The organism is Shewanella algidipiscicola (genome assembly GCF_003605125.1).
Taxonomy (GTDB): Bacteria; Pseudomonadota; Gammaproteobacteria; order Enterobacterales; family Shewanellaceae; genus Shewanella; species Shewanella algidipiscicola.
Genome location: NZ_QPQT01000003.1, coordinates 16,673 through 43,478, shown reverse-complemented (window position 1 = coordinate 43,478; position 26,806 = coordinate 16,673). Strand labels below are relative to the sequence as shown.

General features: G+C 46.8%; 21 protein-coding genes. 8 read left to right on the top strand and 13 right to left on the bottom strand.

What is annotated here, in order from left to right; all coding sequences use genetic code 11:
- Positions 1-14: 14 nt before the first annotated feature.
- The 5 genes from eno to rlmD all read right to left on the bottom strand — a co-directional run bounded on the left by eno (position 15) and on the right by rlmD (position 7,764).
- Positions 15-1,310 (bottom strand): phosphopyruvate hydratase, encoded by a 1,296-nt coding sequence (eno, locus tag DVO77_RS03830; RefSeq protein ID WP_119977412.1) that lies wholly within the window; start codon positions 1,308-1,310, stop codon positions 15-17.
- Between the two features lie 131 nt (positions 1,311-1,441).
- The gene (gene pyrG / locus DVO77_RS03825) at positions 1,442-3,079 is read right to left on the bottom strand and encodes a CTP synthase (protein WP_110456492.1); all 1,638 of its coding nucleotides are present in this window, start codon (positions 3,077-3,079) and stop codon (positions 1,442-1,444) included.
- A gap of 109 nt (positions 3,080-3,188) precedes the next feature.
- Positions 3,189-3,992, bottom strand: a complete 804-nt coding sequence (gene mazG, locus DVO77_RS03820; RefSeq protein ID WP_110456493.1) for a nucleoside triphosphate pyrophosphohydrolase — start codon at positions 3,990-3,992, stop codon at positions 3,189-3,191.
- A gap of 67 nt (positions 3,993-4,059) precedes the next feature.
- Complete coding sequence (relA, locus tag DVO77_RS03815; protein WP_119977411.1) at positions 4,060-6,264, bottom strand: GTP diphosphokinase; 2,205 nt, start codon at positions 6,262-6,264, stop codon at positions 4,060-4,062.
- A gap of 168 nt (positions 6,265-6,432) precedes the next feature.
- Positions 6,433-7,764: a 23S rRNA (uracil(1939)-C(5))-methyltransferase RlmD gene (rlmD, locus tag DVO77_RS03810; protein WP_110456495.1), complete on the bottom strand. Its 1,332-nt coding sequence runs from the start codon at positions 7,762-7,764 to the stop codon at positions 6,433-6,435.
- A gap of 116 nt (positions 7,765-7,880) precedes the next feature.
- On the opposite strand from rlmD, the gene barA reads away from it, so the two are divergent.
- The 7 genes from barA to pyrI all read left to right on the top strand — a co-directional run bounded on the left by barA (position 7,881) and on the right by pyrI (position 16,584).
- Complete coding sequence (barA, locus tag DVO77_RS03805) at positions 7,881-10,664, top strand: two-component sensor histidine kinase BarA (RefSeq protein WP_428842884.1); 2,784 nt, start codon at positions 7,881-7,883, stop codon at positions 10,662-10,664.
- Positions 10,657-11,256, top strand: coding sequence for a YjaG family protein (locus DVO77_RS03800; protein WP_119977409.1), 600 nt, complete (start codon positions 10,657-10,659; stop codon positions 11,254-11,256). Before barA ends, DVO77_RS03800 begins: the two co-directional genes overlap by 8 nt.
- A gap of 6 nt (positions 11,257-11,262) precedes the next feature.
- A complete protein-coding gene (locus DVO77_RS03795; RefSeq protein ID WP_119977408.1) occupies positions 11,263-11,520 on the top strand; it encodes a DUF3319 domain-containing protein in 258 nt (85 codons plus the stop codon).
- Positions 11,521-11,913: 393 nt separating this feature from the next.
- Complete coding sequence (locus DVO77_RS03790; protein WP_119977407.1) at positions 11,914-12,858, top strand: AEC family transporter; 945 nt, start codon at positions 11,914-11,916, stop codon at positions 12,856-12,858.
- Between the two features lie 117 nt (positions 12,859-12,975).
- Entirely contained in the window at positions 12,976-14,637 is a 1,662-nt protein-coding gene (gene recN / locus DVO77_RS03785) for a DNA repair protein RecN (RefSeq protein WP_119977406.1), read from the top strand.
- 539 nt (positions 14,638-15,176) lie between these two features.
- Positions 15,177-16,106 (top strand): aspartate carbamoyltransferase, encoded by a 930-nt coding sequence (gene pyrB, locus DVO77_RS03780; RefSeq protein ID WP_119977405.1) that lies wholly within the window; start codon positions 15,177-15,179, stop codon positions 16,104-16,106.
- A gap of 16 nt (positions 16,107-16,122) precedes the next feature.
- On the top strand, positions 16,123-16,584 hold the full coding sequence (gene pyrI / locus DVO77_RS03775) for an aspartate carbamoyltransferase regulatory subunit (protein WP_119977404.1): 462 nt from the start codon (positions 16,123-16,125) through the stop codon (positions 16,582-16,584).
- Between the two features lie 97 nt (positions 16,585-16,681).
- Here pyrI and DVO77_RS03770 read toward each other — a convergent pair whose 3' ends face one another.
- The 3 genes from DVO77_RS03770 to DVO77_RS03760 all read right to left on the bottom strand — a co-directional run bounded on the left by DVO77_RS03770 (position 16,682) and on the right by DVO77_RS03760 (position 20,511).
- Positions 16,682-17,062 carry a cytochrome c3 family protein gene (locus DVO77_RS03770; protein ID WP_119977403.1) on the bottom strand — a complete coding sequence of 127 codons (381 nt, stop codon included), beginning with the start codon at positions 17,060-17,062 and terminating at the stop codon, positions 16,682-16,684.
- A 169-nt stretch (positions 17,063-17,231) separates the two neighbouring features.
- A complete protein-coding gene (locus tag DVO77_RS03765; RefSeq protein WP_119977402.1) occupies positions 17,232-18,884 on the bottom strand; it encodes an HAL/PAL/TAL family ammonia-lyase in 1,653 nt (550 codons plus the stop codon).
- A 67-nt stretch (positions 18,885-18,951) separates the two neighbouring features.
- On the bottom strand, positions 18,952-20,511 hold the full coding sequence (locus DVO77_RS03760; protein WP_119977401.1) for a flavocytochrome c: 1,560 nt from the start codon (positions 20,509-20,511) through the stop codon (positions 18,952-18,954).
- 195 nt (positions 20,512-20,706) lie between these two features.
- On the opposite strand from DVO77_RS03760, the gene DVO77_RS03755 reads away from it, so the two are divergent.
- Positions 20,707-22,233, top strand: a complete 1,527-nt coding sequence (locus DVO77_RS03755; protein ID WP_119977400.1) for a sigma-54-dependent Fis family transcriptional regulator — start codon at positions 20,707-20,709, stop codon at positions 22,231-22,233.
- Between the two features lie 142 nt (positions 22,234-22,375).
- Here the strand turns inward: DVO77_RS03755 and DVO77_RS03750 are convergent, their stop codons facing one another.
- The 5 genes from DVO77_RS03750 to ribH form a co-directional block, all read right to left on the bottom strand.
- Positions 22,376-23,533, bottom strand: coding sequence for a porin (locus DVO77_RS03750; protein WP_119977399.1), 1,158 nt, complete (start codon positions 23,531-23,533; stop codon positions 22,376-22,378).
- Positions 23,534-23,982: 449 nt separating this feature from the next.
- Positions 23,983-24,477: a phosphatidylglycerophosphatase A family protein gene (locus DVO77_RS03745; protein ID WP_119977398.1), complete on the bottom strand. Its 495-nt coding sequence runs from the start codon at positions 24,475-24,477 to the stop codon at positions 23,983-23,985.
- On the bottom strand, positions 24,474-25,436 hold the full coding sequence (thiL, locus tag DVO77_RS03740; RefSeq protein WP_119977397.1) for a thiamine-phosphate kinase: 963 nt from the start codon (positions 25,434-25,436) through the stop codon (positions 24,474-24,476). The genes DVO77_RS03745 and thiL overlap by 4 nt, the downstream gene beginning before the upstream one ends.
- A gap of 386 nt (positions 25,437-25,822) precedes the next feature.
- On the bottom strand, positions 25,823-26,227 hold the full coding sequence (gene nusB, locus DVO77_RS03735; protein WP_119977396.1) for a transcription antitermination factor NusB: 405 nt from the start codon (positions 26,225-26,227) through the stop codon (positions 25,823-25,825).
- A 14-nt stretch (positions 26,228-26,241) separates the two neighbouring features.
- Positions 26,242-26,718: a 6,7-dimethyl-8-ribityllumazine synthase gene (ribH, locus tag DVO77_RS03730; RefSeq protein ID WP_110456511.1), complete on the bottom strand. Its 477-nt coding sequence runs from the start codon at positions 26,716-26,718 to the stop codon at positions 26,242-26,244.
- Between the last annotated feature and the right edge of the window lie 88 nt (positions 26,719-26,806).

Genomic DNA, 26,806 nt, shown 5'->3' with positions numbered 1-26,806 from the left:
GGTTAAAGTGGCGTTTATGCTTGCCCTTTAATCTCTAGGCGACCTTTATAAGGTGCTTTTTCACCCAGCTGCTCTTCGATGCGTAGCAATTGGTTGTACTTAGCAACACGGTCACTACGACACAGTGAACCCGTCTTGATTTGGCCCGCAGCCGTCGCCACAGCCAGATCGGCAATGGTTGCATCTTCCGTTTCACCACTACGATGAGAGATAACAACAGTGTAGCCAGCCGCTTTCGCCATGCGGATAGCCGCAAGGGTCTCAGTTAGAGAGCCAATCTGGTTAAACTTAATCAAGATTGAGTTAGCAATATTGTTGTCGATACCGCGTTGTAAAATCTTGGTATTAGTCACAAACAGATCGTCACCCACAAGTTGGATCTTGTCGCCAAGGATTTGTGTTTGGTACGCCCAACCTTCCCAATCTGACTCATCAAGGCCATCTTCGATAGACACAATCGGATATTGCTCGGTCAAGGATTTTAAGAAATCAGAGAAACCGTTCGAATCAAACTTTTTACCTTCACCGGCAAGATCATATTGACCATCTTTGTAAAACTCAGATGCCGCGCAGTCAAGCGCTAGGGTAACGTCTTCACCTAAGGTATAACCGGCTTTTTCAACTGCAACCTTAATAACCGCTAACGCTTCGGCGTTAGATGCTAAGTTAGGTGCAAAGCCACCTTCATCACCAACGGCGGTGCTTAGCCCTTTATCTTGCAGCACTTTCTTCAAATTATGGAAGATCTCCGCGCCCATACGCAGCGCTTCACGGAAGCTTTTAGCACCAACAGGTTGAACCATAAACTCTTGGATATCAACGTTGTTATCGGCGTGCTCGCCACCATTAAGAATGTTCATCATAGGCACTGGCATAGAGTACTGGCCTGGAGTACCGTTTAGCTCGGCAATATGTGCGTAAAGTGGGATGCCTTTAAAAGCAGCGGCAGCTTTAGCCGCAGCAAGAGAAACTGCCAGAATCGCGTTAGCGCCAAGCTTGTCTTTGTTTTCTGTACCATCAAGATCGATCATCAGTTGATCAAGCTCGGCTTGAGCTGCAGCATCTTTACCCAACAATGCATCGCGAATTGGACCATTGATGTTCGCGACGGCCGTTAACACACCTTTACCCATGTAACGACTCTTGTCGCCATCACGTAGCTCTAGTGCTTCGCGGCTACCCGTTGAGGCTCCAGACGGCGCTGCCGCCATACCAACAAATCCACCATCTAAATGCACTTCAGCTTCAACCGTTGGGTTGCCGCGTGAATCCATGATCTCGCGACCGATGACATTGATAATTTTAGCCATAATTTCCTCGACTTAAGTTTAAGATTAAAATGAAAAGTTAATACAAAACTAAAAAATTCTTGTCGTTAAATCTACATCATCTGGAACAAAAAAGCCGCTTCCGATAACCGGAAGCGGCTGTTCACTATAGCTTAGCCTAAATCGCGTTTTTGGTAGGCGATAGCTGCACCAATGAAGCCTTCAAACAATGGCTGACCATCGCGAGGCGTAGATGTAAATTCAGGGTGGAACTGACCCGCCACAAACCAAGGGTGATTTGGCAATTCAATCATCTCAACCAACTGACGATCGGATGATAGTCCACTGAATACTAAACCGGCTTTTTCTAAACGCTCTCTATAAGTGTTGTTCACTTCATAGCGATGACGATGACGCTCAACACAGGTCAAGCCTTTGTAAGCTTCGGCTGCTTTCGTGCCTTCAATTAAGTGACATAGCTGAGCGCCAAGGCGCATGGTGCCGCCCAAATCAGACTCTTCATGGCGTTGCTCAACGTTGCCTTCTTCGTCAATCCATTCAGTAATAAGTCCAACGACTGGATGAGGAGTCTCTTTGTTAAACTCGGTAGAATGTGCGCCTTCAAGTCCCGCAACATGGCGAGCAAATTCGATTAATGCCACTTGCATACCTAGACAGATACCAAAGTAAGGCAGGTTGTTTTCACGGGCATATTGCGCCGCTAAAATCTTACCTTCAACACCACGCTCACCAAAACCACCTGGAACCAAAATACCATCAAGGCCTTCGAGAACTTCAATACCTTTGGCTTCTACCGTTTGAGAGTCAATATACTTGATGTTGACCGACACACGCTTAAATAGGCCGGCATGCTTAAGTGCTTCGTTAACAGATTTATAAGCATCGGGCAGTTCGATATATTTACCAACCATACCAATGGTGACTTCACCGGTTGGATTGGCTTCTTGGTAAATCACCTTTTCCCACTCGCTTAAATCCGCTTCTTTGCAGTCGATACCAAAGCGCTTGGTAACCAAGTCGTCAAGGCCTTGTGCCTTCAACAACGCTGGGATCTTATAGATGCTATCCACATCTTTCAGTGAGATAACCGCGCGCTCTTCTACATTACAAAATAGCGAGATTTTGGCTTTTTCGTTAGCTGGTATCGCACGGTCGCCACGGCACACCAATACATCAGGTGCGATACCGATAGAACGTAATTCTTTTACCGAATGCTGCGTCGGTTTGGTTTTCACTTCACCCGCCGCGCCTAAGAAAGGCACTAAGGTCAAATGCATAAATAGGGTACGATCGCGTCCTAGCTCAACACCTAACTGGCGAATAGACTCAAGGAAAGGTAATGATTCGATATCACCTACCGTGCCGCCAATCTCAACGATTGCCACATCATGACCTTCGCCACCTTCAAGTACCTTCTCTTTAATCGCATTGGTAATATGCGGAATAACCTGAATGGTTGCACCAAGGTAATCACCACGGCGCTCTTTACGCAATACTTCTTCGTAAATTCGACCAGTGGTAAAGTTGTTACGACGGTTCATTTTTGTGCGGATAAAACGCTCATAATGACCTAAGTCGAGGTCAGTTTCAGCGCCATCTTCAGTCACGAAAACTTCACCGTGCTGAGTCGGGCTCATGGTACCGGGATCCAAGTTGATATAAGGATCCAGCTTCATAATGGTTACATTAAGGCCCCGAGCCTCTAAAATTGCTGCCAATGATGCTGCTGCAATGCCTTTACCTAGTGATGAAACCACGCCACCAGTAACGAAGATATACCTTGTAGTCATGCTGAACCTGAGAAAATGAGTTGGAAATATGTGCTTGTATGAAAGCACTAGGACGGGGCAATATTATACCAAAGCCCAGCTGATTCGACAAACAACAAAGCGATATATTTTACTCTTTTGCCGTTTCGGCCCGCTTTACTTGATCCCAATAAGCGTCTAATTCTGCTAAGGAGTGCGCCTTCATCGGCTTTTCGGCGGCGTTAGCTAAGGCTTCAACACCCCGAAAGCGTCGCTCGAATTTGCCATTGGCAAGGCGCAGCGCTTGCTCGGGATCCACGCCTAAATGGCGAGACAAATTAACCACCGCAAATAGCAGATCGCCCATCTCTTCACTAATCCTTTGCGGTTGCTGCTCTGGTGCGCTAACTTCCTCGAGCACCTCTGCTATCTCTTCGTGAATTTTCGCCACCACAGGGGCCAATTCATCCCAGTCGAACCCGACACTGGCCACCCGTTTTTGCACCTTTGCCGCGCGACTTAATGCAGGTAGATTTAATGGAATATCATCGAGCACCGAATGCAATGACCGCCCAGCACGCTCGCTGGCCTTTATGCTTTCCCAGCTTTGTTTCACTTCTGCTGTCGATGTTAAGGGCAATTCACCAAACACATGGGGATGGCGCTCAGTTAATTTGCGGCAGATTTTGTCTACCACCACACCAAAATCAAATAACCCTTGCTCTTTTGCTAACTGACAATAAAAAATCACTTGAAACAGCAGGTCGCCAAGCTCCCCTGGTAATTCATCGAACGCCGCACGTTCAATGGTATCGGCCACTTCATAGGCCTCCTCGAGGGTAAATGGCACTATGGTGTGATAGGTTTGTGCTTTATCCCATGGGCAACCGGTTTGTGGGTCGCGCAGTTGACTCATGATCTCGAGTAAACGGTTAATATCGTTATTGACCTTCATCGGACAACCTCATAATAAAAGGCGACTCTCGCCGCCTTTATCTCTTATCTGTTTGTGGGCGACACGATTAGGTGCGCCGCGCTTCCATCACCCCATCGACTTGCGATAGCTTAGCCATCACCCGAGAGAGCCCCTCTAAATTGTATAACTCGAGCTCGAGCTCAATGATGACAGTTTGATTTTTAACATCCAAAGATGAGCTCATCGCCAGTACCGTCGATTTTTCGGCGGCCAGCACTGAGGTCAGATCTCGCAACAAGCCATTTCTGTCGTTAGCAAACACTTTTAAGCGCAGCTTATAGCCACCGGAGTAGTTTTTACCCCACACCACATCCACGCTGCGCTCGGGGTGTACCCGCATCAGCTCTTTCACTTGCTCGCAATCGGCGCGGTGCACCGAGATCCCGCGGCCTTTAGTAATAAAGCCAAAAATATCATCACCGGGGACAGGCTGACAGCATTTAGCGATATGGCTCATCAAGTTCCCTACGCCATTAACCTCGACCTGACCTCTACTTTTATGGTCTGTACGAGATTGATTTTTCTTGAGTAAGTCCTCAACGGCTTCCTCTTCTGACAGCTCATTGATACGCATCCGGCTCTGCACATGGTTGACCACCTGATTAAGACGCACATCGCCGCCACCAATGCCCGCCAGCAGATCGTCCATGCTAACCATGTTAAAACGCTCGACCGCCGTTTTAGCATCTTTAAGGGTAAGATTGCTGCGCGCTAATTCGGCTTCGAGCATCTCCCGCCCAGCGACAATGTTTTTATCTCTATCTTGCTGCTTAAACCAATGCTGAATTTTCGACCGCGCTCGCGAGGTGCGAATATAGCCTAAATTAGGGTTAAGCCAGTCACGCTTAGGGTTGGGAGTTTTCGAGGTGATGATCTCAATACGCTCACCGGTTTCAACCTGATAAGTAAACGGCACGATACGGCCATCGACCTTGGCCCCAATACACTTATGGCCGACGTGGGAATGAATATAATAGGCAAAATCCAGTACGGTAGAGCCCATGGGTAAGTCAATCACTTCGCCATTTGGGGTAAACACATACACCCTGTCTTCGAAGACTTGACTGCGCACCTCATCGACCAAGTTGCCACTTTCGGCCACATCTTCTTGCCATTGCAAAATCTTGCGCAGCCAGTTGATTTTCTCTTCGTAACCGCTTTGCTTACCTGTGGTGCCCTCTTTGTATTTCCAATGAGCCGCCACCCCCAGCTCGGCATCTTCATGCATCTGCTCGGTACGGATTTGGATTTCGACCGTTTTTCCCTCGGGGCCAACCACTATGGTATGGATTGACTGATATCCATTCGATTTAGGGTTGGCGACATAATCGTCAAACTCTTTAGGAATATGATGCCAAAGGGTATGCACTACCCCCAGGGCGCCGTAGCAGTCTTGCAGGCGGTCGGTAACGATACGTACCGCGCGCACGTCAAATAACTCATCGAAAGTCAGATCTTTACCGCGCATCTTCTTCCAGATGCTGTAAATATGTTTGGGTCTGCCATACACCTTGGCGCGAATTTGGTCTTGATCGAGACGTTGCTGTAACTGCTTCACAAAATTGTCGATGTAGCTTTCGCGATCGAGCCGCTTACCATCCAGCTGTTTAGCAATTTCTTTATAGGTTTCGGGGTGCAGGTAACGAAATGAGATATCTTCGAGCTCCCACTTCAATTGACCAATCCCTAAGCGGTTAGCCAGCGGTGCATAGATATCGGCAATTTCTCGCGCCAATAAGACCCGCGTCTCCTCGTCAGCACTTTTCACTTCTCGCAGTAGACAGATCCGCTCGGCCAGCTTGATCACCACGGCGCGTACATCTTCCACCATGGCCAGTAACATACGACGGATATTATCGATTTGCGGCTCGGCATTACGGCTCTGCTCGTTCACCTTGAGCGCGCCAATGGCATTCATGGTCACGACACTTTTTACCAAGACCGCTAATTTTTCACCAAACAGCTCTGGCAACTGCTCGGCGCTTATCAGTCCGGCGTCATACACCACAAAAATAACCGCGGCTTGTAGGGTTTCGATATCCATATTGAGCGGAGCTAGGATCTCAATCATCTCGCGGCCGCGCTGATTGAGTAAATGGCGTTGAGCCCCTTCTTTAACGACCAGTCCTTCAATTTTTTTCATCAAATCGAGCAGAATACCAGCCTCTTGCTCGTTATCGATGTAGCGATTAACCCACTCAGTTAATTGAAAATCTTTGTCATTAAAATGTGCTTCTCTAATAGATACCATCTAATGATTGTCCTTTATTGCTGATATTGGCGGCGCGCGCTCACCGCAGGATAGCTCGCGGTGAAATATCATTCTATTACCTAAAAACCAAAGCCACTATCTTGAGGATTACGCCCACATTGTCAATCGACTCGCGTCGTTATTTACACTCAAGGCGTATTTAACCCCTTAATCTCGCTCAAATAGTGCCATCGCCTCAATATGATGTGTTTGCGGAAACATATCGATTAGCCCCAGCTTTTGCAGTCGATAACCCTGTTTAAGCAGTTGTTGACTGTCTCGGGCCAAGCTGACCGGATTACAAGAGACATACAGCACCGCCTTAGGTTTCATCTGCTTAAGCCATTGTAAGCTCTCGAACGCGCCAGCGCGGGCAGGATCGAGCAGCAGTTTATCAATCTGCCCCAGCCAAGGTTGTTCAGACAGATCGGCGCTCAAATCGGCGTGGTAAAACTCAACACCACTAACGCCGTTGGCAACCGCATTGTCTTTGGCCGTTGCCACCATAGCAGGCACACCTTCAACCCCCACCACTTGCGCGCCCGCCTTGGCCAGTGCAATGGTGAAGTTGCCTACACCACAAAAAAGATCCAGCACTCGCTCAGTAGGCTTAATATCAAGCCACTCAATGGCCTGTTTTACCATATTGCGATTCACATCGGCATTAACCTGAATAAAGTTCCCCGGTGCAAAGCCCAATTGACTGCCGTCATCCAAACGGTAATACGGCAGGCTAGTATCACCATCTAGGTTGTCGATGTGGCCATGTTCATCGAGCAACACCAGGCGCACGCAGTGCTCAACACCAAAGGCACGCAGGCGAGCGATATCGGCATCGCTTAGCGCTTGGGTAATACGTAGCACCACCATATTGGCCGACTCCACCGCCACTAACTCAACATGGCCCAAACTGCGCTTGGCCTCTAGCGTATTTAAGCACAAGGTTAACGGAGCGATGAGTTGCGATAATGCTGGCGCCAACACAGGGCATTGATCGATAGCGACCACCTGATTACTCGCTAAAGCGCGAAAACCTAAACTCAGGGTTTTACTGTCGCGTTGATACTGAGTGGCAAGCCTTGCCTTGCGCCTATACCCCCACGCTTCACCCACCAGTGGTTCAGCCAACTGCAGCGCCTGTGCTTGACCCATTTTATCGAGCAAATTAACTAAGGCTTGCTGCTTATTCTCGCGCTGCATTGGCAGCGCTAAGTGTTGCAGGTCGCAGCCACCGCACTGGCCATAGAATGCACAGCCACTGGCGACTCTATGGTTAGATGCCACATCGATGCGTAGCAACTTTGCTTTAGCAAAACGTTTCTTTTGCTCAATTAATTGCGCCGTGACCGTCTCTCCTGGCAAGGCGCCGGGCACAAATACTATCTTGCCTTGCGCCTCAGAGACACCAGCCCCAAGATGATCAAGCTGAGTGATATTAAATTGCTGCTTCGCCGACATTTGCTTAGCTTTATTGGGTTTAGCTTTAAAAAATTGCGCCATTTAGGCCTCTAAAACGATAAAAATAGGAGTAAACACTGCCCAAAGTTAGGCAGTTTAATGTAACCTATACGCTACAACATTATAAATTAGCCAACACCATGAATAGTGCCGACAATATGACTAAATACAGCTTAAGAGCCTGGGTTCTTGTGCTGGCGTTAGCCCCCACTATTTTGGTTGGTATTTTACTTGGCAGTTACTTTACCATAAATCGCTTCTATGAGCTGGAACAAAGCTTAATTGAACGTGGCAGCAATATCATTGAACCCTTGGCGATCGCCGCCGAAATAGGTCTAGAAACCAAAAATTTTGAAACCACCAAACGCCTCATTACTTCGGTACAGCTCAATAAGTCAAACTTGGTGCAATTTATCGCCATTTTCGACACTAACAACCGGGTGGTCGTGACCTCGCATCACTACAAAAGTCACGAGTTTATGCGTTACAACCAACCCATAGACTCATTAAACGGCATTGAAATTGAGCAGTTTGGCGATAGCCTTATTTTACGCAGCCCTATTCTTTCTAGCCAACGTGAACTTATCGTCAGTCCGTTTGACAATAACGCTAATGCCGCTCAAGTTAACTCGGGCAAACTGGGTTATATCGCAGTCTTACTCAATAAAGAAAATGCCCTATTAGAGCAACACCGCGCCGCGGTGGCGGCTTTTATCATGGTGCTAATTGGGGTACAACTCAACCTGCTATTTACCTTTAGATTAGTCAAAAATGTGACTCAGCCGATCACCGATATGGTGCGCGTAGTCGCCAAAATACGGGAAGGAAAACTCGATACGCGTGTAGACGGCAATCTTATCGGTGAACTCGACCTACTCAAACGTGGCATTAATGCCATGGCCAGCTCGCTGTCGGATTACCATGAAGAGATGCAACAAAACATCGACCAAGCCACCTCAGATCTGCGCGAAACCTTAGAGCAAATTGAAATTCAAAACGTCGAGCTCGACTTAGCCAAAAAACGCGCCTTAGAGGCTAGCCGAATTAAATCAGAATTCTTAGCCAACATGTCACATGAGCTGCGCACCCCGCTCAATGGCGTTATCGGCTTTGCTAAGCAACTGCTAAAAACCCCGCTACACACCAGCCAGCAAGACTATATTAAAACCATCGAAAAAAGTGCCAGCAACCTGCTTAATATCATTAACGATATTCTCGATTTTTCTAAACTCGAAGCCGGTAAAATGGTGTTAGAAAACATGCCATTCGCCTTGCGTGAAGTGGTCGATGATACCGTCTCTATGTTGGCTAACAGCGCCAAAGAGAAAGAGTTAGAGCTGGTGGTCGATATCGAGCCCGCTATCAATGATAACGTCTCTGGCGATGCCTTAAGGGTAGGGCAAGTGCTCACTAACTTAGTAGGTAATGCGATTAAATTTACCGATGAAGGTAGCGTACACCTTAAGATGCGCCTTACTGGCACCGAGCCCGATAAGATCATTATTCGCTGCGAAGTCACCGACACAGGCATAGGTATCGACAAGCATCATCAACATCAGCTATTTCAAGCATTTGGTCAGGCAGACTCATCCATATCACGTCGCTTTGGCGGCACAGGTTTAGGGCTCATCATCACCAAACGGGTGATCAATCAGATGGGCGGCCAAATTGGCTGCAACTCCACACCAGATAAAGGCTCGACATTCTGGTTTACCTTGCCGCTAAAACTGAGTCAATACCCCATCAGCCAGCCATTAGATACCGGCAAGCTCAAACAGAAATCTGTCTTGCTGTTTGAACCCAGAAAACTGTCTCGTCATGTACATCAGGGGTTATTGCAGCACTGGCAAATGCTGGTGACGCCTATCACCACCTTGCAACAACTCGATGAGTTAATGAATAACACAAAACAGCGGTTTGATTACGCCATTATCAGCTGTAACGAGCTGGCTAAAAGCCCCTTACTGCTCGATACCCTGACTCGGATTAGACACATTAGCGATTATTCACTCTATGTGTGTAACAGCAACAACAGCGCCACCAATATTGATGTGATCCAGTCAGCTGTCGACAAAATTGTGCATGCGCCTATTGGCGAGCGCGAATTGGCTAACACTCTTATCCATCCTTACCGTGCGCCACCAGAGTCACAACCAAAGCCATTACAGGTTGTGCCAGCATTAAATCGCGAGCCACTTAGCGTACTGGCGGTCGATGATAATCCAGCCAACCTTAAATTAATCGACACCTTGCTGCGCGAGCTAGTCACCCACGTGGCCGTCGCCAACAACGGTAAGGCCGCTGTGGAGATTGCAAAATCGCGCCACTTCGATTTAATCTTTATGGACATACAGATGCCTGGTATCGATGGCTTTAGTGCCACTAAACAGATCCGTGAGCATTCGTTAAATCGCAACACTCCTATTATTGCCGTCACCGCCCATGCCATCGCCGAGGAGCGTGAACGTATTAATCAAAGCGGCATGAACGGCTATCTGCCCAAGCCCATCGACGAGGCGGCGCTCAAAGAGGTCATTAACAGTTGGAAGGTGCGCCCTAAGTTTACTCACTTTGAACAGCAAACACTCAATTGGGAACTGTGTTTAACTCAGGCGAATCAAAAAGCGAACTTGGCACTGGAGATGTTACAGATGTTGTTAGACTCGCTGCCAGAAACCCGTAATCAACTAACCTTGGCACTTGATACCCTCGATGCCAAAGCCATGCTAGCCCATGTGCATAAACTGCATGGCGCCAGCTGCTACTGCGGCGTACCCACGACCCAGCGCTTATGTAAAGAAATAGAGTCATCACTTAAAAATGGCGCCAGTGTCGAAGAGGTAGAACCTGAAATACTAGAGTTACTTGATGAGCTTTCTAAGGTAGAATCAGCCACTAACCAAGTAATATCCCAGTTATCTATGGATGTGATCGATGAGTAATAAACCAGGGTTCTTCAAACGATTAAAAGCGTTAGAGCTTGAACAAAAAAAATTGTTTGCTATCGCGCTGTGTCAGCGCATGTACCCCAACTACCAACTGTTTAGTGAAGTGTGTGAGTTTGGTGATCCACAGGTTTTAGACACAGCGCTAAATCTGTTATGGCAGTCAATGTATGACAAAAAATTGAAACTCAACATCGACATCTATCTCGAACGACTCGATCTCAACACCCCCGAGCCAAGTGACTTTGACGTTTATGGAGTCTATCCAGCCATGGACGCCGCAGTCGCATTAACCTCACTATTGAGCGCACTGCAAAGTAAGGTGGAAGACGATATTATCAACATCAGCAAACTCTCTTCTAGCACAGTCGCCAATTATATTGAAGCCACAATCGAAGATGAAATGGATGAAGTCACTTTAGATGAGTTTATTTTTAACCATCCCGTAATGGTCGAAGAAAAAGAGCTGCAGGCCTCATTATTGGATATCATTGAGCAAAATCCGAAGATCAGCGCTGACTTTGTCAAAGGCCTTCGTAAAGAAATTATCGAAGCTGGTGTATCTAATATTGGCATTTCAGTCGCGTAACTGCACATGAAGAAGCTCATCTACCAAGGTTATCTGTTAACCAACAACGATGGCTTAACCGATTCTTGGACACTCAGCATAGGGGAGCAACGCCGTAGCGGCTCCCTATTTGAACTGCGGCGTCAGATACACTTCTATCAAGAGCTGGGCGTGCTGCCACCAGTCAACGCACCCACCGCGGATACCGAGCGAAACACGCAACCTAGCTCGCCAAAGGTTAATACTCGCCAAACAGGTACTCGCCGCCCCAATAAGCGCAGTTAGCTGAATGACGCAATGACGCTAAGTGGTTTAGTGACTTTAGTGGCTTAGCCTAATATCGCCCCATTAATGCCATCACATTGAGTCAAGCGGCTTTACGTTAAGCCACATTAGACCTTAGCTCAATAGCCGCCCCCAGGTAATCATGCTAGGGTCGGCTAGTCTCTGACGTTTGTGTTGGGCTTAATCATTATGATGCAGGGCAACGAATATTAGGGCGCTGATACTGAGCCACAGATACTGAGCCACAGTGGATGGATAATATCAGATGACGATGTCATCAACACTGAGCGTCATCAACACTGAGCCACGATTCATCACCAACACATAAAAACAGCCTGAGAGGGAAAGCCCCTTAGTTTAACCACCAGCACAATTTATGGATAAATTTGTCGTATGCTACCTATCTTGTCACCTCTGTTTATCGTCTTTGGCATCATGCTATCAGGCTTCGTAGTACAAAAAGCACGTATTTTGCCACAAGAGACAGATAACGTACTCAATCAGTACGTCTATTACATCGCCTTTCCGGCTATCATGCTGATTGTATTAGCCGAAACCCCAATTGAACAGATCACCGACTGGGGCTTTATTGCTGGTTACAGCTTAGCGATGACCATTATCTACCTGTTGACTATGGGGATTTCGCTGTGGCGCGACAAGAAGCGCGATCTCGCGGCGATTAGGGCACTTAACACCACCTTTGGTAACACGTCGTTTATCGGTATCCCATTAATGATGATGTTATACCCCAACAACCAGTTAGCACTGGCTGCAGCAGCCATTGCTAGCCTACTCTCGGTGACCGTCTTTGCTATCGTATTAGCCCAACTCGCGCTTTATCAAGGTCAAACCGACAGCGCCCTAAAGACAGTGGCTTTGGCATTACTGCAAAATCCTATCATTATCGGCAGCTTAATAGGCGTGGCCATTTCGGCGGCCCAGATTGGCCTTTATAGCCCTATCAGCGGCATCATTCGCCAATTTGGCATGACATCCAGCCCCTGTGCCCTGTTCGCCATTGGCATGGTGTTATGCAAAGCCAACCAACAGCAAGGCCGCAATGCCCCTCGCAAGCTTTCTACCGGCGCCGAACTCACCCTGCTCAACCTATTAAAACTGGTGTTACAACCCCTGTTTGCCTACCTTCTGTGTAAAGCCTTTGGCGTTGAAGGCCCGCTGCTTAAGATGGCAGTGCTGCTAGCGGCACTACCCACCGCAGCCAGCGTCTACCTGTTGGCGCACCGCTTTCAAACTAACGCCACCGTCAGCGCGCAAAATATCAGCTTAGGGATAGTACTGAGCTTTGCGGTACTGCCACTACTTGATCATTTGCTGTAGCGCTGCCATACCCTTAAATTCAACAAAATGTGCGAACAAAAAGCACACATGTATTTACTGTATAAAAAATCAGTATATACTGTGCATTAATACAGTACTTTGTAAAAGGATGTCATTATGCTTTGCCAGCTCAGCATCAATAACTTTGCCATTGTTCGTTTTTTAGAGCTCGACTTCAAAGCCGGCATGACCAGTATCACAGGTGAAACCGGTGCCGGAAAATCTATCGCTATTGACGCCCTAGGCCTGTGTCTGGGTAATCGCGCCGAAGCCAGTACCGTTAGGCCTGGTGCAGATAAAGCCGAGGTCAGCGCCCGCTTTTCTCTGCTCGATATTCCCTTGGCAAAGCGCTGGCTCGAAGATAACGACCTTGATCTTGATGATGAATGCATACTCAGACGCACCATCAACAGTGATGGCCGCTCACGCGCCTACATTAATGGCAATCCAGTACCGCTTAGTCAACTTCGCGCACTTGGACAATTACTGATCGGCATCCACGGACAACACGCCCATCACGCCATGTTAAAGAGCGAACATCAACTAACACTGCTCGACAGCTATGCTAACCACCGCATGCTGCTCGACAGCGTCAGTGCTAGCTATCAACGCTACAAACTGATTGAAAAAGAGCTTAAACAGCTACAACAATCGCAACATGAGCGCATCGCCCGTAAGCAGCTGCTGCAATATCAAGTAGAAGAGCTTAATGAATTTAATTTAGGCGAGCACGAATTTGACGAGATAGAAACCGAGCATAAAAAACTCGCTAACGGCACCGCCTTAGTGCAAGCCTGCCAGCACACCCTCTTCCTATTGCAAGACAACGAGCAAGGTGCGGTAGAATCGGTACTCAACTTAGCCATAGATCAAGCTCAAGAGCTTGAGGGCTATGACACCGCTCTTAATAGCATTGGCAATATGCTCAACGATGCCTTAATCCAAGTGCAAGAAAGCAGCAGTGAGCTGCAACGCTACCTCGATGGATTAGAACTCGATCCCGACCATTTTGCTTACCTTGAACAGCGCCTCTCTAAAATTATGCAGTTGGCACGCAAGCATCACGTAAGCGCCAAAGATCTTTATCAGCACCATCAAGCCTTAAATCAAGAGCTAAGCAGCTTAGACTCAGACGAAGAGAAGCTTGACGAGATAGCTGAGCAGCTCCAAAGCTGCAAACAAGGCTTCATTGCCCATGCAAAAAAACTCAGCCAAAGCCGTAGCCGTTATGCCAAAGAGCTAGACAAACAGGTGACCCAATCGATTCATGAGCTCAGCATGCCTAAGGGTAAATTTGTTATCGATATTCACTTTAACGAAGAGCTCATGTCGCCCAACGGTTGTGACACTATCGAGTTTCAAGTGACCACCAACCCAGGGCAACCGCTGCAACCTATCTCGAAAGTCGCATCAGGCGGGGAACTGTCGCGTATCGGCCTTGGCATTCAGGTGATCACGGCAAAGAAGGTCGCCACACCAACGCTTATCTTCGATGAAGTGGATGTGGGGATATCGGGGCCAACGGCTGCCGTGGTGGGGAAAATGCTACGCTCACTGGGTGAGTCGACTCAAGTGCTATGTGTAACCCACCTGCCTCAAGTCGCCGGTAATGGTCATCAGCACATGTTTGTTAATAAGCAGAGTAAAGCCGGACAGACCGAGACCTCTATGGTGCCGCTGGATAAAACCCAACGCATTGAGGAGCTCGCCCGCTTACTTGGCGGTGATACCATAACCAGTAACACCCTAGCCAACGCCAAAGAACTACTCAGAGGTTAAAAACTGACAACACCTAAAGCGAAGGAAATACCTTCGCTTTTTGATATCGGTGATTCACTATTTAATCTCACTCATCCCATTGTACTTAATGAGCAAATTGCGCTCTCCATAACTCCTAGCAAGAAAAAACAAAACCATATAAGTCACGGCTAGGCCGAAGTCTTAAACAGCATTTAATTGATTCACTGCGACACCAAGCTTTCAAAATAACGAGTTAATACGAACCCTTGCGCTTGCAAGAAATGGGCGTATAATCCCTCGGAATTTTTCAAAACAGAGTGCAGCAATGAACCAGACAGTTAAGCACAACTTGACTCATTACCGTCGAGGATCGGCGTTGGTTTTATGTTTCTGTTTTTCGATTTCAAAAAAAGCCTCCTTGTATAAGGGGGCTTTTTTTTGTCTGCCTTTTGCGTAAGGTCAGGCAAGTTTAAACGGTTATCTGCCAGCCGTGCCGTTCAATGGCAATCTTAGATGTAAGCAACAGATAAAGTTTAAAACCATTTGTATCAGTTATCTATTTATAGGGAAGAGAAGCCATGGCGAACTCGTTGTTTCAAAAACACATCATCTCCATTCCGGAATTAAACCGCAGTGAACTTGAGCTCATCGTTGAAACTGCCGGAAGATTAAAAGCAGAGCCAAATCCAGAACTACTGAAAAATAAAGTCGTGGCGTGCTGTTTTTTTGAAGCTTCAACACGTACCCGCCTCTCTTTCGAAACCGCAATACAACGCTTAGGTGGCAGGGTTATTGGTTTCGATAACAGTGGCAATACATCACTGGCTAAAAAGGGGGAAACCCTCGCCGATTCAGTGCAGGTGATCTCCTCTTACGTCGATGCTTTTGTGATGCGCCACCCGCAAGAGGGCGCCGCCCGCTTGGCCTCTGAGTTTTCTCATGGCGTCCCCATTGTTAACGGTGGCGACGGTGCCAACCAACACCCAACGCAAACTTTGTTGGATCTCTTCTCCATTTTTGAAACTCAAGGGCGATTAGATAACTTAAATATCGCCTTCGTTGGCGATCTAAAATATGGTCGCACCGTTCATTCACTGGCCCAAGCACTGTCTAAATTTAACAATATTAATTTCTTCTTTGTGGCGCCAGAGATCTTGGCCATGCCAGATTACATTTGCGAAGAGTTAGACCAAGCGGGGATCAGCTACAGCCTGCATGCGACCATGGAAGAGGTGATCCCAGAGCTTGATGTGTTGTACATGACCCGAGTTCAAAAAGAGCGTTTTGATGAATCAGAGTATGCGCATATGAAAGCCGCTTATATTCTAAATGCAGCCATGCTAGCCGACGCGCGCGACAACCTAAAGGTATTGCATCCATTGCCACGGGTTGACGAAATCACTGTCGATGTCGATAAGACCAAGCACGCTTATTACTTCCAGCAAGCGCAAAACGGCGTTTACGCGCGCGAAGCATTGCTGGCATTAGTACTGAACGAACAACTTTAAGCAGGAGATAATCACCATGACCAAGGAAACGCAACAAGTTGAAGCCATAAAGAATGGTTCCGTTATCGACCATATTCCTGCCAATGTGGGGATTAAAGTGCTAAAGCTGTTTCAGATGCATAAAACCAATCAGCGTGTCACGATTGGTCTTAATCTGCCCTCTTCTGCTTTGGGCGCTAAAGATCTGATTAAAATTGAAAATGTTTTTATCAGCCCAGAACAGGCGAATCAATTGGCCCTGTACGCCCCTAACGCTACGGTTAATCAGATTGAAAATTATGAGGTCGTTAAAAAGCTGACCCTGTCGTTACCTGAGCGGATCAACGCCATTTTTAAGTGCCCAAATACCAACTGCATCACCCATAATGAACCGGTAGACAGCAGCTTTAGTGTCAGCGCCAAAAAACAAGATGTACAACTAAAATGTAAATACTGTGAGAAAGTGTTCTCACGTGAAATCGTCACCGAACGTCACTAAGCCACTCTTTATCTCGATAAGGTAAAGCCTGCTCAGTCATGAGCAGGCTTTAAAATGACACTCCATTAGCTATTGCAAGTTGAGCAAAGATTAACAATCAGCGCTTCATATCAGGGTACTGAAACTCATGACATTGATTACAGTAAACTTGACTCTCTTTATGTTCTTGATGGCAGTAAGTACAAGGTAAGTCTGTACCATAATGCAGACTGTCATGGGGATTTGGCTCTATATCATGATCGGCATCGGATGGACGCTGAGTAAGTTCAGCCACATCATCTGGCGTACCATGACAAGTTTCACATGCACTGGCCTGAGGAATCGTTTTACGTTTTGCATCTCCGTGGCAAAAACTACACTCAACCTTACCATTATCCCCCGTCATAACTTCTTTATGATAGTCTTTTATTTTCATGGCATTAGCCGCTGGAATTGACAGCAGCATCAAGATGCACATTGTCGTCAGTATTCTTAACATCTTTATTCCTATTACTACGTTGATCTTTGTTACCCGATAACTGTTACCGCCCGGTGATTAATCGATGACTGGTTTACAGGATGTATCAGGCCAATTGCGGCTTGCTCGCTAAAGTCAATGGGAGCGGTATTGACGATAGCCAGCAAGCGCAACATTTCCCCGATAAAGGTTACTCGTACTGCGCAATAAAGGCTTTTGAGACACGAATATCGGGCGTAAATGGACGGTCAATATCGACAAATGGCACTTGTTTACGGAAAGCATCATACATCGCTTTTGTCGCCTCACCTTGCTTGAGATGGTTGTTCGTCTGTTTACGTAAATCGATGGCTTGAGTCGAATGCATCAGTTCTAGGCCATACATCACGTTAATGTTGTCAACAATTTGAATTAAGTTGTCTGATGCAAGCTTTAGGTTGGTAAAGGTGTCTTCGATATTACCCGCAATGGCAATACCATTAAACGATACCGGAATCGCCAAAGCTTGGTTACGTACCTGCATATCAACAAAGGTTTTTTGAATCGCACCAAACGCATGACCATTGTTACCCGGTGCACTTAAAAAGCGCGGTAAATGGGTAAAATGATTATCCGATAAATGAATCGTACGCATGGCGCTATTATGTGACACATGCGTCAGAGCAATACTTAACTGCTGCACCGCAAGTGCGACAGGGAGTGGTTCGAAGTTAGTGGTTGGGAATACGCCACCCTTTCCTTCAACCAAGTATTTAGCAACTTGAGAATGCTGTCCATAATCTTTACTAGCACCAAGAATAACACCTGGGTTGTCATCAGAATGGTTTATCTGAATATTGATTACCTCATCAAGATCGGCAAGCGCCTTATATGCGCTGGCAAAGGTGTACGCCGTAGTGCGGTAACTGAGTGGGTCTTGCAGTGGACGCTCGTTATTTTCGTCCCAGAGATAACTGCCAGATAAGCTATTTAATATATCCTGAGTTGCTCGCTGCAACTGCGGGAATGGGCGGATATCATTGGTTTGTGGTAAGAAGGGCGACACATTACCATTTAAGCCCTCTAGACTCAGGCCAAAAACCGTTGGTGATACTTCGAGTAAATGCTTGGCATCCCGATAACCTGCCATTGCATAGGTGGCACCGATGGCATTATTCGATAAAATGGAAAGCGCATCTTTTCCTACCGGTTGTAACGGCTTAATCCCTGCTTTTTTCATGGCTTCGACACTACTCATGCGTTCACCTTTATAGATAACGTCCCACTCACCGATCATGGCCAGACCGACATGTGACGCAAGCAAAATATCGGCCTCACCGATCGTACCTTTCGACGGGATAATTGGCGTAATATCATGATTTAAATACGCTTGATAAAGCTCTGCAACATAAGGCTGTACCCCTGTGTGCCCCGAGAGAATAGTATTTAAGCGCACCGCTAAAGCCACACGCGTTAACCGCACTGGCATAGGTTCGCCAACACCGGCACTATGTGCTCTAAGAGTACTATAATTAAATGATTCTGAAGCTTTTAATACTTCAGGGCTTAACTGACCATTCGCATCAAATAGTTTGTGATCTTTGTTTAAACCAACCCCTACGGTTAAGCCATAAACGGGTTTACCTAAACGCGCCGCCTCCATCAATAGTTCATGAGCCTTAACTAGTGCGGTAGCAGACTGAGCCGCTATTTTAACTTTAGCACCATCGGCAATCGCCCATGCTTGCTCTTGAGTGAAGTGTTGTCCATCGAGCACGACCGTGTCTGCAGCCATGGCTTGGCCGGCTGTTAACGCTAATGCCAATGTTGAAATTGCAATATTTTTAGTTGCTTTCATATTCATCCATTCCATCATTTTAAAGGCTAGTTCAGGTGAACTAACCGAAGTTAATTGGGGTATTTCAACTGAACTAAGCCAAATGTAATGAGGCAGCTTGGTTATTCGCGCAGTGGCTACCAGCGTTACGTCCCGTGACCACTCCTTCAGCCACGGCGCACGCTCCTAGGCGACTTGCACCGTGAATACCTCCGGTTGCTTCGCCTGCCGCATAAAGCCCAGGGATAGGTTTATTACTGACTAAATGCAGCACTTCCGATGCTGTATTCACTTTTACGCCCCCCATGCAATAGTGCACTTTGGGCCACATCCTTACTGCATACCATGGGCCCTGCTCTAACTTCATCGCTTTTTGCATCGGGCGGTTAAACTCATTATCTTTACCTTGGGTGACGGCATCATTCCAGCGAGCAACTTGTGCTTTGAGCGCCGCGGCTGGGATCCCATAAAGTTCGGCTAACTCATCTAAATTATTGGCTTTTTGGATCACTTTGTATTTAAGGCCCCAATCCAGAGTCTGGGCATTTTTTGCCCCCTCAGCGTTGGTGAAGCCTATGGGGTAGACTGGCTGACCGTCAGCATCACGACGAGTCATAATGGCATCGGCGCGTGCTTTACGATCGGCAAGCTCATTAAAGAAGCGCTCACCGGTTCGCACATCGACCACGATGCCACTAGGGTAGGTCGCGATAGTGTTAAACTGCGATGCCGTACCGAAACCTTTTTCGTCTGGCGATGCCCATGGACCGAGTTGAATTTGATCTAAATGTATGGGATTTGCACCGAGTAACATCATCTGCTTTAAGGCTTCAGATGTGGCGCCGGCGTGGTTAGTAGAATCCAGTTCACTGGTCAGTTTTGGCTGTTGCATTTGGCGATATTCGATGTCACGACCAAAGCCACCTGTGGCCATAATCACTCCTTTACGCGCACCAATGTTCACCATTTTACCTGTTCGTTCCTTCGGGAAATAATAACCTTCGCGAACTTCGACGCCGATCACACGCCCAGTATCATCTTTAATAAAACCCTCTAATTTGGCTTGGTTGCGCATGGCGATACCATGCTTTTTAGCCGCACTAATTAATGGTCGGATAATGCCAGCACCAGAGCTTTGTACTGTTTGCAACACCCGAGGAATAGAATGTCCACCGAAATGTTGTACAAATGGTTTCCATTGCACACCGTAGTTGGTGAGCCATTCACAGGATTCGGCTGTCCCGTTACAGACGAGTTTAAGCATTTCGACATCATTCATACCACGGCCCGCTTCCAACATGTCGGCAACCATGGTATCTACTGAATCTTCAATCCCCTCTTTCTTTTGCAAAGGAGATCCCGCCACGGCCATTGCACCACCGTTAATAGTGGAGTTTCCGCCAAACACAGGCATTTTGTCGATGACCATCACACTGGCACCGGCTTCTTTAGCTTGTAATGCGGCAGACATGCCAGCAAAGCCGCTACCCACGACTATCACGTCGACTATCTCATCGAACTTAACTTTTTCTTGTGGCATACAAGCGGCATTGGCAGACAGTGGCATCGCAGCTCCTAAGCTTGCGACAGCCATGGCAGCACCACCTTTTAACAGTTGACGCCGTTCAGGGCTTGCCAATTTTTTTTCGTTCATATTCAATGCTTCCCTATTACTATTTTTAATGATGTATCGAAGCGATTAAGGGTCGATAACATAAAGGGAAAACTGCAGTGACTATGCCAACTACCTAAAAAGAGGGGGGGATTAGGCAATCTATGAACGAGAGCACAGAACCACGAAATACAATGATTTATTATCACGAAACTTCGTGACTACCTCGACATATCAATGAAGAAACAATTCTATTACCAAGCTACTCAGTGCTTATGCAGCAGTTTATCGCTGGAAAATGCTCTGCAAAATTATTACGAATATGTCAAACAACACCTGCCTATCGATGGCATTTTTCTTAACATCTATCGGCCTGAACATGGTGACATTCAATTCTTGGCACATGCCAATGATTCACACGCCTCGGCGATAGATAAACAGGTAAAAATTTCACCCGAAATGGAGGAGGTACTACAGCAAAATGACCGCCCCATTATCCGTATCATTAATGATATTCATCTCGATAAAGTTACCCATTTTGTGGCTCCTCACCTCGTACCTGATATTCAATCGGTTATCCTGCTGCGTATGATGAGCAGCAACACTCATCTGGGAGTGGTCGGCTTTTACTCAAAAAAAATCGGTCAGTTTAAACCTCTACACGCAGATTTAATCGAACCGCACAAGGATACTTTTTCTTTAATTACCGCCTTTAACCTACGGGGTCGAAATTTACTCAGAGCCAATCGAGCACTCAGCCAGGAGAATGTGAATTTGAAACGCGCCATATTCTCGGCCGATGGCGTAGTGGGCAGCGAAGCTGGATTGAAGAAAGTCATGGAAAAGGTGGCCGCAATTGCGCCACTCAACACCAGCGTATTAATGCAGGGAGAAACCGGCTGCGGCAAAGAGGTGATAGCCAACGCAATTCACGCTAAGTCCAATAGAACGGGAAAACCCTTTATTAAGGTCAACTGCGGCGCCATTCCTGAGTCTTTAATCGATTCCGAGTTGTTTGGTTATGAAAAGGGGGCCTTCACCGGCGCAGAAACACGCAAAGCAGGCTATTTTGAGCAAGCCAATGGCGGCACGATTTTTTTAGATGAAATTGGCGAACTACCACTATCGGCGCAAGTCAGATTGCTGCGCGTATTGCAAAACAGCTCAATAACTCGCGTCGGCGGTTATGAAAGTATCGAGCTAAACATTCGTGTGATTGCCGCGACTCACAGAAACTTACAAGCCATGGTTCATGAGAAGACCTTTAGAGAAGATCTCTGGTATCGTTTAGCTGTATTCCCGATAGAAATCCCTGCGTTACGACAACGCAGATGCGATATTCCATTGTTAGTTCAACACTTTATTGAAAATTTAGCCGCCAAGTTTAATCTAGAGAAGTTGCCTAGAGTCACACCGGAGCAGTTGAATGTGTTAAATCATTACAGTTGGCCGGGCAATGTACGTGAACTGATAAATGTGCTTGAACGAGCCATAATTCAACAGCCCCACGGCCCATTAAACTTTGATTTATTGCAAATGGGAACCGAGGATCAAGTGGTTAATCAAGTGGGCCAAACCATTATTATCGATCCTAGCCATGCTAGCGATAAGCTAGTGCCGCTGGACACCATGATAAGCAAATACATTGGTCATGCTATGCGTATCACTGGCGGTAAGTTATATGGCCCCGGTGGTGCAGCGGAGCTGTTAGATATCAACCCCAACACCCTCAAGAGTAAAATGAAGAAATTGGGGTTATGCTAACCTTTTCCTCATTAAAAAAACCAAAAAGAAAAGCCTAAAAAGACTTTCATAAAAGTGATTTTAGGCTTATGGCAAAGCGAGCACAAGGTCGATGAATACTGTAGTTATTCGGCCACCTCGGCTTTTTTAGTAATGAGCTAGGCTAGAAAAAATAACGAATACCAACCGAGTAGCTGTTATCTTGTAGTTTTTCAAAACTCTCATCGTCCATATCGCTGAAGTCGAGTTTGGCTTCGGCAAACATAATAGTGTCGTTGCTATAACGATAATGTAGACCAACTACAGCAAATTGACGGGTCCAGTCACCTTGGATAGTGGTTGAGGCATCGGTATCTAAATCTTGATAAGACAACAAAAAGCTAGGTACAAAGCCGTTTTCATACTGATAAGCAACTAAGAACTCGCCACCGGTTGAGTCATATAATTCGCCTGCGACCAACTCATTTTGCTTGCTCTTATGCGCATTGAAACCTAGGTATAACCCGTCAGCCTCACGATTAGGTGCATATTGATAGAATGAGCCATACTGCACTCCCACACCCATGATTTCGTTAGTGTCATCAACAGTCTCACCGGCTAACTCACCTTCAAAATCACCGCGATTGATACCGGCTAAGACTTTGAATTTATCACTGAAGTGATAGGCCACACTCGCACCATAACTCGTATCAAAATTGATGTGTGAGCCATCATTTATCGCCATACCATTTCGGTCAAATAGCGATACATCGCCATTTTGTTTAGCCGCATACTGTAGTGCAACGCTTAAGTTACCAAACGAATTACGGTAAACGAATGCCGAGTCGGCACGGCCAGCGCCCGTTAACCCACCATCACCAAAGGTGTAAGCACCGACGGAATAGCCTGTATAGACGTTGAGCACATCCGTAGTATAAGCCACATCATAGTAGGCGCCCCACTGTTTACCAAAGGTTAAACTGCCCCACTTATCATGTCTAAGACCGACATAACCTAAACGGTTAAATAAGAAATCTGAATCTTTCGAGGCGCCTAACTGGCCACCGGTATAATTGAGGGCATCATCACTTGTGACCATGTTAATCCCCCACTCTGTGTGAGCGAAACTGCGCCAACCATTTTTTTCTGTGCGATCGAATCGAAAGCCAACACGAGAAAAATTATCAACCACAGCAGTATCATTTGTGTCATTGATGGCCGCAAAACCAAGCCAACCCATCATATTAACGCTGTTAGTTTGATCATTGTATATCTCGACGGCCTGCGCCGATCCCATCATTAATATGGAGGGTATTAAAAGCGCTAACAGTTTCTTGTTCATATCATTTCCCCAATTTATTCTTGTGTTATAGCGTATTGGCTAATTCCAATAACACTTAACAGCAGCTAACGTGCCAAAGCGGGAAATGGGGGGATAAAGGCGCATAAGTTGAAGCGAGATCGACTAATTACGAAATATCGTTAAAGAACGTCTTGAAATATCGTGCTAAAGGTGAAATATCGTTAATGATGTTCATTAATATATAAGGAAATTCTTGCCAATTTAAGGAGTTAATTCCACTTCATAACCTTACGATGCTCTCGAAAAGGCCTGTAATAGGTGCAGACACACGCATCATTAAGGCCATTAAACGAGCGATTATTATCACTTAAAGCAACAGGGGGATAACACTCAAGTGGGGGTATAACATCACAGCAGGGTAAGGTACGAGTTAGGCAGGCGACTCAAGCAAATGCCAAAGTGCCTGCTGCTGAGTTTAAAGGCGCCCCCTAACTGGCAAAGTATACCACCCCTTGCAGGCACAAAAACGCAAAGACGCCCGCTAAGACATCATCGATCATGATGCCAAAACCACCATGCACCTTGGCATCGAGCCATTTGATCGGCCATGGCTTAAGGATGTCAAAAAAGCGAAACAGCACAAATCCCAGCAGTAACCATCCCCAACCTGCGGGCGCAGCAGTCAGGGTGATTAACATGCCAACAATTTCATCCCACACGATGGCGCCGTGATCATGCACACGCATATCTTTAGAGGCTTTATCACAAATATAAAACCCCACCAGCATCAATAGCAGCGTCACACCAAGATACCAAGATAGCGAAAGGTAGCTCATCAGTAGGTAGAGCGGAATGGCCGCCAAACTACCATAGGTTCCCGGGGCTTTAGCCAGTAGACCCGAGCCAAAGCCCAACGCCAAAAAGTGGATAGGATTAGTAAGAGAGAGTCTGCGCAGCAGTGGATCGGTCGAGCGTAACTTCATGATGTAAAATGCTCAAAACTAAAATTGATTGGCTTAAATGTGGCGCCCTCTTTCATCAAACGCAGTTTGTTGCCTGTGGAGATCTGGCCGATTTTAGCAAAAGAGACCCCAGCATGAGCCAGTGATGTTTCTAGGGCACCGCGCTGTGATTCAGGCACGGTAAAGAGTAATTCATAATCTTCCCCGCCCGTCAGGGCATAGCTAAGCGCTTGCTCATACTCAACCGACTCCCTCATGGCTGCCGACAGCGGTAGCTGATCGACATCGACAGTCGCCCCCACGTTAGAGTGTTTGAGGATGTGGCCAATATCGGACACCAAACCATCGGATAGATCGATGGCACTCGAGGCGAGATTCCGCAGCGATTGCCCCGCCAAAACTCTTGGCGTTGGATAGTAATGCCGTTGAATTAAATACTGCGCGGCATCGCCACTCAGCGTTTGCTCGCCCCGTAAAATGGCTAAGCCTAACGCTGAATCACCTAAGGTGCCTGTCACATAGATCCAATCGCCATTGTTCGCCCCACTGCGAGTTAACGCTTTGCCTTTTGGGACTTGACCATTGATGGTGATAGTGATGGATTTCGGTCCACGCGTGGTGTCGCCCCCCACCAGAGCAACGCCATAATACTCGGCAGCATCATTTAAGCCTTGGCTAAACGCATCGAGCCATGCTTCATCTATATTAGGCAGGGTAATGGCCAAGGTCATCCATGCAGGCTCAGCGCCCATGGCGGCTAAATCAGATAGATTAACGGCCACCGATTTATAACCTAATGCCTTAGCGGGCATGTCGGCCAAGAAGTGGACATTTTCAACGAGGGTATCGCATGAGATAGCGATAGATTTATGTTCAGCGGGATTAACCAAGGCACAGTCATCGCCAACACTTAATTCTACGTCGCGGCGAGCTTGACCGCGCTCAGCAAAAAAACGCTCAATTACGTTAAACTCTTTCACAGTTTGACAACCATTATAAAGTTAATGTCATCCCCCACATCCATGCAGGCGACACCTAGGGAATATTGTTTTTCAAGCTTAGTGATGGTTCGAACTCAATGGGTTAAGAGCAAAACTTAAATCATAAAGCCTAAATCATAAAGCTTGAGCCATAAGGCTTAAAAGCTAAACCAAAGGCTCATCAGGGCGTGCTGCATTGAAACAAATCACTATGGCCGCAGGGCTTAGCGAGTATGGTGCTGTTTAAACCACTGGCGAAGCATGACTCGAGTCATAGCCACACCTTGTCAACATCACTCATCAAGGCGCAGAAACAAGCGTGAAAAATCAACAGAACCTAGCGATGATAACAAAAAAAACGGCATCCTAGGACACCGTTTCGACTATCACTTTCTACCGACTATCTTATCGAGAATGCCATTAACAAACTTATGACCATCTTCGGCACCAAAGGCCTTAGCTAGCTCAATCGCTTCGTTAATCGCAACCTTGAAAGGCACGTCCTTGCGGAAAGTCAGCTCATACGTCGCAAGACGTAATACTGCTTTTTCGATAGGTGAAACCTCATCGAACGGACGCTCAATATGAGGGGTAATTAACTCATCTAACTGGGCGCACTTGATGGTGGTTCCCGATAGCAATTCACGAAAATAGCTAACATCGACACCATCGATTTTTTGCTCAGTGAGGAATTCATGCTCCACATCGGCAACATTATTTCCGCTTAGCTGCCATGAGTAGATAGCTTGTAACGCTAGACGGCGGGCTTTACGGCGCTCTGAAGGTTTCATTCTTGTTCCTAATCTTACAACTGCTGTTCTAGTTCTTGCAGAACATTGACCATTTCAAGCAAACTAAGAGCCGCTTCGCCGCCCTTATTACCCGCTTTAGTACCTGAGCGCTCAATGGCTTGCTCAATGGTATCTGTGGTCAACACACCAAATGAAACAGGAAGATCAAACTCAAGCGCTACCTGAGCCAAACCTTTGTTACATTCGCCTGCAACAAAATCAAAATGGGGAGTACCACCACGGATCACGGCGCCTAGCGCAATGATACCGTCAAATTTACCGCTTGCCGCCACACGACGAGCCGCAAGAGGCAACTCTACAGCGCCAGGCACACGTACAATCGTGATATTGTCATCTGCAACTTGACCAAAGCGCTTTAGCGTATCTAACGCGCCATTAAGCAAACTCTCAACAACAAAGCTGTTGAAGCGTGAGATCACGATGGCAACTTTGGCATTTTTCGATTCGATATTACCTTGAACTACGTTCATTTATCTTACCTAAATTAGCTTTAACAAACCCGGCACGGGAAAAAAGAGGCCGTATAATACCACAGCACACGACGTTGATCCCCATGCA

Bases quoted from the DNA above. Each gene is read 5' to 3' on its own strand.
- nusB (WP_119977396.1), bottom strand. From the start codon at position 26,227: ATGAAACCTTCAGAGCGCCGTAAAGCCCGCCGTCTAGCGTTACAAGCT.
- ribH (WP_110456511.1), bottom strand. From the start codon at position 26,718: ATGAACGTAGTTCAAGGTAATATCGAATCGAAAAATGCCAAAGTTGCC.
- barA (WP_428842884.1), top strand. From the start codon at position 7,881: ATGACTAAATACAGCTTAAGAGCCTGGGTTCTTGTGCTGGCGTTAGCC.
- DVO77_RS03760 (WP_119977401.1), bottom strand. From the start codon at position 20,511: ATGAACGAAAAAAAATTGGCAAGCCCTGAACGGCGTCAACTGTTAAAA.
- pyrB (WP_119977405.1), top strand. From the start codon at position 15,177: ATGGCGAACTCGTTGTTTCAAAAACACATCATCTCCATTCCGGAATTA.
- DVO77_RS03790 (WP_119977407.1), top strand. From the start codon at position 11,914: ATGCTACCTATCTTGTCACCTCTGTTTATCGTCTTTGGCATCATGCTA.
- pyrI (WP_119977404.1), top strand. From the start codon at position 16,123: ATGACCAAGGAAACGCAACAAGTTGAAGCCATAAAGAATGGTTCCGTT.
- rlmD (WP_110456495.1), bottom strand. From the start codon at position 7,764: ATGGCGCAATTTTTTAAAGCTAAACCCAATAAAGCTAAGCAAATGTCG.
- eno (WP_119977412.1), bottom strand. From the start codon at position 1,310: ATGGCTAAAATTATCAATGTCATCGGTCGCGAGATCATGGATTCACGC.
- pyrG (WP_110456492.1), bottom strand. From the start codon at position 3,079: ATGACTACAAGGTATATCTTCGTTACTGGTGGCGTGGTTTCATCACTA.
- DVO77_RS03800 (WP_119977409.1), top strand. From the start codon at position 10,657: ATGAGTAATAAACCAGGGTTCTTCAAACGATTAAAAGCGTTAGAGCTT.
- DVO77_RS03765 (WP_119977402.1), bottom strand. From the start codon at position 18,884: ATGAATATGAAAGCAACTAAAAATATTGCAATTTCAACATTGGCATTA.
- recN (WP_119977406.1), top strand. From the start codon at position 12,976: ATGCTTTGCCAGCTCAGCATCAATAACTTTGCCATTGTTCGTTTTTTA.
- DVO77_RS03755 (WP_119977400.1), top strand. From the start codon at position 20,707: ATGAAGAAACAATTCTATTACCAAGCTACTCAGTGCTTATGCAGCAGT.
- DVO77_RS03770 (WP_119977403.1), bottom strand. From the start codon at position 17,062: ATGTTAAGAATACTGACGACAATGTGCATCTTGATGCTGCTGTCAATT.
- DVO77_RS03750 (WP_119977399.1), bottom strand. From the start codon at position 23,533: ATGAACAAGAAACTGTTAGCGCTTTTAATACCCTCCATATTAATGATG.
- DVO77_RS03795 (WP_119977408.1), top strand. From the start codon at position 11,263: ATGAAGAAGCTCATCTACCAAGGTTATCTGTTAACCAACAACGATGGC.
- mazG (WP_110456493.1), bottom strand. From the start codon at position 3,992: ATGAAGGTCAATAACGATATTAACCGTTTACTCGAGATCATGAGTCAA.
- DVO77_RS03745 (WP_119977398.1), bottom strand. From the start codon at position 24,477: ATGAAGTTACGCTCGACCGATCCACTGCTGCGCAGACTCTCTCTTACT.
- relA (WP_119977411.1), bottom strand. From the start codon at position 6,264: ATGGTATCTATTAGAGAAGCACATTTTAATGACAAAGATTTTCAATTA.